This is a genomic window from Mesorhizobium sp. M7A.F.Ca.US.002.01.1.1, from assembly GCF_004022955.1.
Taxonomy (GTDB): Bacteria; Pseudomonadota; Alphaproteobacteria; order Rhizobiales; family Rhizobiaceae; genus Mesorhizobium; species Mesorhizobium ciceri.
Genome location: NZ_RZQE01000385.1, coordinates 1 through 5,824, shown reverse-complemented (window position 1 = coordinate 5,824; position 5,824 = coordinate 1). Strand labels below are relative to the sequence as shown.

The window sequence follows — 5,824 nt, the reverse complement described above, 5'->3', positions numbered from 1 at the left end:
GTCTGCTGCAGCCAGTGCAGCATCATGATCTGGATCAGCGAGCCGGCGTGCAGGCTCTTGGCGGTCGCGTCGAAGCCGATATAGGCTGTCACCGTCTCCTTGGCGAAGATATTGTCGAGACCGGCATCATCCGAAGTCTGGTGGATGAAACCGCGCTCGCTCATCGTGCGCAGGAAATCCGATTTGAAGGCAGGCATTTTTTCTATTCCCGAAAGCGTCCGGCCGCTGTGGCTCAGGCGTGCATGAACGCGCGCGTTTAGCATCCAAGCGCGATCAGCAAAAGTGGTTTCCGGTTTTGCGTCTGATCGCGCCAGACAAAGGTCCAGCGTCAGCAAAAGTGCTTTCCGGTTTTGCAGCCCGCGCGGAGGGCGTTTGCGAATCCTTGCTTCGTCGTTTGGGCTGGCGTATTGAGGCGCCGCGCAGGGCAGGGCCTGAGGCGCCGCGACGGGGCCATCCCGCAGATCAGATCCGGAAAGCTCCGCGATGAACAGGAACTATCTTTTTCTCTTTCTGTTCAGCATGCTGATGACGTTCAGCGGACTGGCGAGCCTTCCACCCATCGACCGCGACGAAGCCCGTTTTGTCCAGGCCACCAAGCAGATGGTCGAAACCTCCGACTATGTCGACATCCGTTTTCAGGATGCCTCGCGCTACAAGAAGCCGATCGGCATCTACTGGCTGCAATCGGCGGCCGTGGCGGTGAGCGGCGAGGGGGCGGCGGCGCCGATCTGGGTCTATCGCCTCGTCTCCATGCTTGGCATTGCCTTGGCCGTCGTCGGCATCGCCTGGACGGGCACGAAGCTGTTCGGGGCCAATGCCGGTCTCGCCGCCGGCCTGATGATGGCGGCGATCTTCGCCACCGCCTTCGAGGGTCGCGACGCCAAGACCGACGCCATGCTGCTGGCCTGCTGCGTGGCGGCGCAAGGCGCACTCGCCCAGATCTATCTGGCATCGCGCCGCAACGAACCGGTGGCCGGCCATCTGCCGTGGATATTCTGGGCGGCTCAAGGCCTGGGGATCCTTATCAAGGGGCCGGTGGCCCCGCTGTTGTCGGTGCTGACGGTCGCCACCCTGTTTGCCTTCGAGCGCGACTGGCGCTGGCTCTTGAAGCTGAAGCTCGTGCGCGGTGTCGCCCTGGTGCTCCTCATCGTGCTGCCCTGGGTCGCCCTCATCACCTGGAAGAGCGGCGGTGCCTTTCTCCAGGATGCCGTCGGCAAGGACATGGTGGCCAAGGTCGCGTCGGGCGAGGAATCGCACGGCCTGCCGCCCGGTTTCTACATGCTGACCTATTCGCTGTTCATGTGGCCCTTCGGCCTGATCGCGGTCGGCGCCGGGCTGCAGGCCCTCAACCGGTTGCGCGACGATCCCCGGCTGCGCTTCTGCCTCGCCTGGTACATTCCGTTCTGGCTGGTGTTCGAGCTGATCCCGACCAAGCTGCCGCATTACGTGCTCCCGGCCTATCCTGGCATGGCGCTGCTGATCGGCTGGCTGCTGACATTGTCGCCGCAGGAGGCCAATGCACCGCTCAGGCGCTGGCAGGATTGGTTGTGGTGGTCGACCGCATTCGGCCTTGCCGTGGTCAGCCTCGGCCTGGCGGCGGTCTGCGTCGGAGCGCCGATCTATCTCACCGGCACCTTCTCCTGGTGGAGCATTCCGGCGGCCGCGGCGGCACTGGCGGCAGGGTATTTCGCCTTTTCGCGACAGCTGCAAGTGCCGCTCTCCCGCATCGGCGCCATCGCGGTTTGCGCCGGCATCACCTATGGGCTGCTGTTCGGCGTCATCGCGCCTTCGCTGAAGCCGATCTGGCTGAGCCCGGCGATCGAGGCGGCAGTCCAGGCCAACAGGCCTTGCGACACCACGGTGCTCGCCTCAGCGGAATATCACGAGCCGAGCCTGGTGTTCCTGGTCGGCACCAAGACCGTCCTGACCGATGTCGATGGCGTCGCCAAGCATCTGCTCGGCGACCCCACCTGCGCGCTGGCGCTGGCACAAATCGGCGACGAGCAGAAGCTGAATGGCCTGTTGGAGGCGCAAGGCAAGTCGGCGAGCCGCGTTGCCGAGGTCGACGGCCTCAACTATTCGTCGGGAGACAAACTGTCGCTCGGCCTCTATCGTGTAAGCCAGTGACGGCTCGCCGATGCCCATAACGGCAACAATGGGGTCGAATTTCCTATGCTGGTGAAATCACGCCCGCCCGTTTCGAGCCTGCTCCTTGGCATAGGGCGCCGGTCGCTCGACAACTTTCGCGATACGATGCAGATCGCCAAAAGCCGCCTTGCCACCCGGCCGGCCAGATACCCGAATATTTTGTGGTCGGTCTGGGTGCTGGTCTGGGTCTTGCTGACGGCGGCGGCGTTTGTTCGTCTCGACACTCCGGCCGGAATGCTTCACGGCAAGTGGTCGGCGGGATTTGCCCGGACTGCCGACTTTTTCACCCAGTTCGGCCTGGGAGGCTGGTATATCATTCCCTCAGTGCTTCTGCTTGTCGCCGCGAACCTGACGGATTGGCGAAGCCTGTCGCGGCGCTCGCTGATGCTCCTCTACAACTGGACCTGCCTGGCTTTTCTGGTGCTGTGCGCCACCGGCCTGTCGGGGATCGCCGTCAATGTGCTGAAATATGCCATTGGCCGGGCTCGCCCGCTCTATTACGAGGACTTTGGCGTGCTGACCCTGCACCCCTTCGCTTTCGATGCGCGCTTCGCCGGCTTTCCGTCCGGCCATGGTACGACAATGGGCGCGGTGTTCGGGGTCGCTTTGCTGTTGTTTCCGCGGCGCTGGTACATCGCCCTGGCGATCACCGCCTGCATCGCCTCGACCCGTATCTTCGTTGGCGCGCACTATCCCAGTGACACCGTCGCCGGCTTCGGCCTTGGCTGCGGTTTCGCGCTTGCCTGCGGGATGGTCTTTGCCCGGTTCGGCTTCATCTTCCGGCCGACGCCGTCGGGACTGCCGGTCCGCAAGAGAACGTTTCGGCTGATCGGACCGACAAGGAAGGCTGCCTGAGCATTCGAAGTTCAGTTGCCGTCCAGTCCGCCATAGGATCTGACCAGGTCGGCCATGCCGGGCGATTGGTGGTCTTCGCTTTCGAGCCCCTGTGCAACGCCGACGCGATCGGCGACCGGCCGGTTCTGGCTGACCTTCCACTTGCCGTGGATTTCGCTGATCTCGATTTCCAGCCCGATAATGCCCTTGATCTGCGACTGGATGAAGGGCTCCGGCGCATCGGTCACCGCCCAGGGCGCGGCGCGGGCGCCTTCCTGGGAGACGGTCAGATCGGCGATCTGCTGCGCCAGCCAGTCCTGGTCATCCATCACCTTGACGGTGCCGCGAACCTGCACGATGGCATAATTCCAGGTCGGCACCACCTTGCCTGTCTCGCGCTTGGTCTCGTACCAGGACGGCGTCACATAGGCATCGCTGCCCTGGAAGACGATCAGCACGGGTGACGTCGGGTTGTCGGCCAACAGGCGCCATTGCGGGTTGGCCCGCGCCAGATGGGCGCGCAGCCTGCCGTTCGGCCCGATTTCCGGGTCGAGCAGGAACGGGATGGCGTTGGCGACCGGCCCATCGGGCCCGTTGGAAATCAACAGGCCTAGCGGATGCGTCCGGATCAGCCCGTGCAGGATTTCCGGCCGCGTTTCCCTGAAATGAGGAGGTTCGTACATCGCCGTCCCTGCTTTCTTTGCTTATCTCAGCCGCTTCGGCCGCGGATCCGACAATTCGCCGGCCAGCCGGCGGTCGAGATAGTCGGCGCATTCCTCGAGCAGCAGGTCGGCATCGTTGGAGAAGAAATGGTTGGCGCCGGGCAACGTCTTTTGGGTGATGGTGATGCCCTTCTGCGTGTGCAGCTTGTCGACCAGGCCCTGCACATCCTTTGGCGGCGCCACCTTGTCGGCATCGCCATGGATGATCAGGCCCGATGACGGGCAGGGCGCCAGGAACGAGAAATCATAGGTGTTGGGCTGCGGCGCGATCGAGATGAAGCCTTCGATCTCGGGCCGGCGCATCAGAAGCTGCATGCCGATCCAGGATCCGAACGAGTAGCCGGCGACCCAGCAGCTCTTGGAATCGGGATGCAGCGACTGCACCCAATCCAGCGCCGCAGCGGCATCCGACAACTCGCCGGTGCCGTGGTCGAATTCGCCCTGACTGCGGCCGATGCCGCGGAAATTGAAGCGAAGCGTGGTGAAGTCCCGCTTCTGGAACATGTAGAAGAGGTCGTAGACGATCTTGTTGTTCATCGTGCCGCCGAATTGCGGGTGCGGGTGCAGGACGATGGCAATCGGCGCGCTCTTTTCCTTGGAAGGCTGGTAGCGACCCTCCAGGCGGCCGGCAGGACCGGTGAAAATGACCTCAGGCATAAAATACTCCACTAGGTAATACGAATGCGCGGTGCCTGGAACGTTTCCTCTGGCCTTGACGCAGGGCGAGCGTCTTCTTAGAAGCTAGTTTAGAATTGTTCAAAACTGAGTGGCAAGACATCGAGCCCGGCCACCCGCGCCGCAAGCCGCGTAAATAGGACGGCTCGCCTTGGAATTTCAAGGAAATAACGCCATACGACGGCGGAATGGCTTCTGACGGGACTTGACGAACGAAAATGGCCGCAAAACGCGCCTATCTCGACTACAATGCCAGTGCGCCGCTGCTTGCCGCGGCCCGCGAAGCTATGGTCGCGGCGCTCGATGTCGCCGCCAATCCGTCATCGGTTCACGCCGAGGGGCGGGCGGCCCGCCGTCTGATCGAGACCGCAAGGCGTGACGTGGCGGCGCTCGTCAACGCCAAGCCCGAGCACGTCGTGTTCACCTCCGGTGCCACGGAAGCAGCCTCGACGCTGCTGTCACCCGACTGGCAGATGGGGCGCGGCACGGTGCGCATGAGCCGGCTTTACGTGTCGGAGGCCGATCATCCCTGCCTGTTGAACGGCGGACATTTCCCGTCAGCGCAGGTGACGCGGGTCGGCGTCGACGCCAACGGTATCGCCGATCTCGACGCGTTGGCGGCAGCGCTCAGTGGTCATGACAAGAGCGAAGGCCTGCCGCTGGTTGCCATCCACGCCGTCAACAACGAGACCGGCGTCATCCAGCCGATCGATCGCATCGCCGGGATCGTCAAGGCGGCGGGCGGCATCCTCATGGTCGACGCCGTGCAGGCCGCCGGGCGTGTTTCGATCGATCTATCAGCGGGTTACGCCGATTATCTGATTCTGTCCTCGCACAAGATCGGTGGTCCCAAGGGCGTCGGCGCCATCGTCGCGGCTTCGGATCTGATGATGCCGAAGCCGTTGATCAATGGCGGCGGTCAGGAAAAGGGCCATCGCGGCGGGACTGAAAACCTCGCTGCCATTGCCGGTTTTGGCGCGGCCGCCCGCGAGGCCCTGGCCGGATTGCCGGCCATGGATACGGTGCGCCGGCGCCGCGACGAGATCGAGGCCATCGTGAAAACGCTGGTGCCGGACGCGGAAATCTTCGGAACCGGTGCGCCAAGGCTTGCCAATACGGCATTCTTCGCTATTGCGGGCGTCAAAGCCGAAACCGCGCAGATCGCCTTCGACCTGGCCGGCGTAGCGCTGTCGGCCGGCTCTGCCTGTTCGTCCGGCAAGGTCGGACCGAGCCATGTGCTGAAAGCCATGGGATACGGTGACAGCCTTGGCGCCTTGCGCGTGTCGATCGGTCCGGCGACGGGCGCGGAAGACATCGAGTTGTTTCGCGTTGCGCTGACGGGAATCGCCGCGCGTCGGGCGGACAGAGAAAAGGCCGCGTAAGCGGGTGGGAGCATCGGACCGAAAAGCGCGTAGCGGTTTTCGGGAAAATCCGATGCTTGACGA

At 63.5% G+C, this 5,824-nt stretch carries 5 protein-coding genes and 1 pseudogene; 3 read left to right on the top strand and 3 right to left on the bottom strand.

Translation table 11 applies throughout. The features are described 5' to 3' along the window. Positions 1-197 (bottom strand): annotated as a pseudogene (locus tag EN932_RS27345) (tyrosine--tRNA ligase); the annotation flags it as partial. Between the two features lie 286 nt (positions 198-483). On the opposite strand from EN932_RS27345, the gene EN932_RS27340 reads away from it, so the two are divergent. Continuing rightward, positions 484-2,127 carry a glycosyltransferase family 39 protein gene (locus tag EN932_RS27340; protein ID WP_127369228.1) on the top strand — a complete coding sequence of 548 codons (1,644 nt, stop codon included), beginning with the start codon at positions 484-486 and terminating at the stop codon, positions 2,125-2,127. Positions 2,128-2,172: 45 nt separating this feature from the next. After that, complete coding sequence (locus tag EN932_RS27335) at positions 2,173-3,003, top strand: phosphatase PAP2 family protein (protein ID WP_127369229.1); 831 nt, start codon at positions 2,173-2,175, stop codon at positions 3,001-3,003. 11 nt (positions 3,004-3,014) lie between these two features. On the opposite strand, the gene EN932_RS27330 is transcribed toward EN932_RS27335, so the two are convergent. Together EN932_RS27330 and EN932_RS27325 are read right to left on the bottom strand one after the other, a co-directional pair. After that, positions 3,015-3,665: an FMN-binding negative transcriptional regulator gene (locus EN932_RS27330; RefSeq protein WP_127369230.1), complete on the bottom strand. Its 651-nt coding sequence runs from the start codon at positions 3,663-3,665 to the stop codon at positions 3,015-3,017. 21 nt (positions 3,666-3,686) lie between these two features. Then, a complete protein-coding gene (locus tag EN932_RS27325; RefSeq protein WP_013532163.1) occupies positions 3,687-4,361 on the bottom strand; it encodes an alpha/beta hydrolase in 675 nt (224 codons plus the stop codon). Between the two features lie 236 nt (positions 4,362-4,597). Here EN932_RS27325 and EN932_RS27320 point away from each other — a divergent pair, with 236 nt between their 5' ends. Beyond that, positions 4,598-5,761, top strand: coding sequence for a cysteine desulfurase family protein (locus EN932_RS27320; protein ID WP_127384848.1), 1,164 nt, complete (start codon positions 4,598-4,600; stop codon positions 5,759-5,761). Positions 5,762-5,824 lie beyond the last annotated feature (63 nt).

Excerpts from the sequence above, each read along its gene's own strand:
- EN932_RS27340 (WP_127369228.1), top strand. The coding sequence starts at position 484 with ATGAACAGGAACTATCTTTTTCTCTTTCTGTTCAGCATGCTGATGACG.
- EN932_RS27335 (WP_127369229.1), top strand. The coding sequence starts at position 2,173 with ATGCTGGTGAAATCACGCCCGCCCGTTTCGAGCCTGCTCCTTGGCATA.
- EN932_RS27330 (WP_127369230.1), bottom strand. The coding sequence starts at position 3,665 with ATGTACGAACCTCCTCATTTCAGGGAAACGCGGCCGGAAATCCTGCAC.
- EN932_RS27325 (WP_013532163.1), bottom strand. The coding sequence starts at position 4,361 with ATGCCTGAGGTCATTTTCACCGGTCCTGCCGGCCGCCTGGAGGGTCGC.
- EN932_RS27320 (WP_127384848.1), top strand. The coding sequence starts at position 4,598 with ATGGCCGCAAAACGCGCCTATCTCGACTACAATGCCAGTGCGCCGCTG.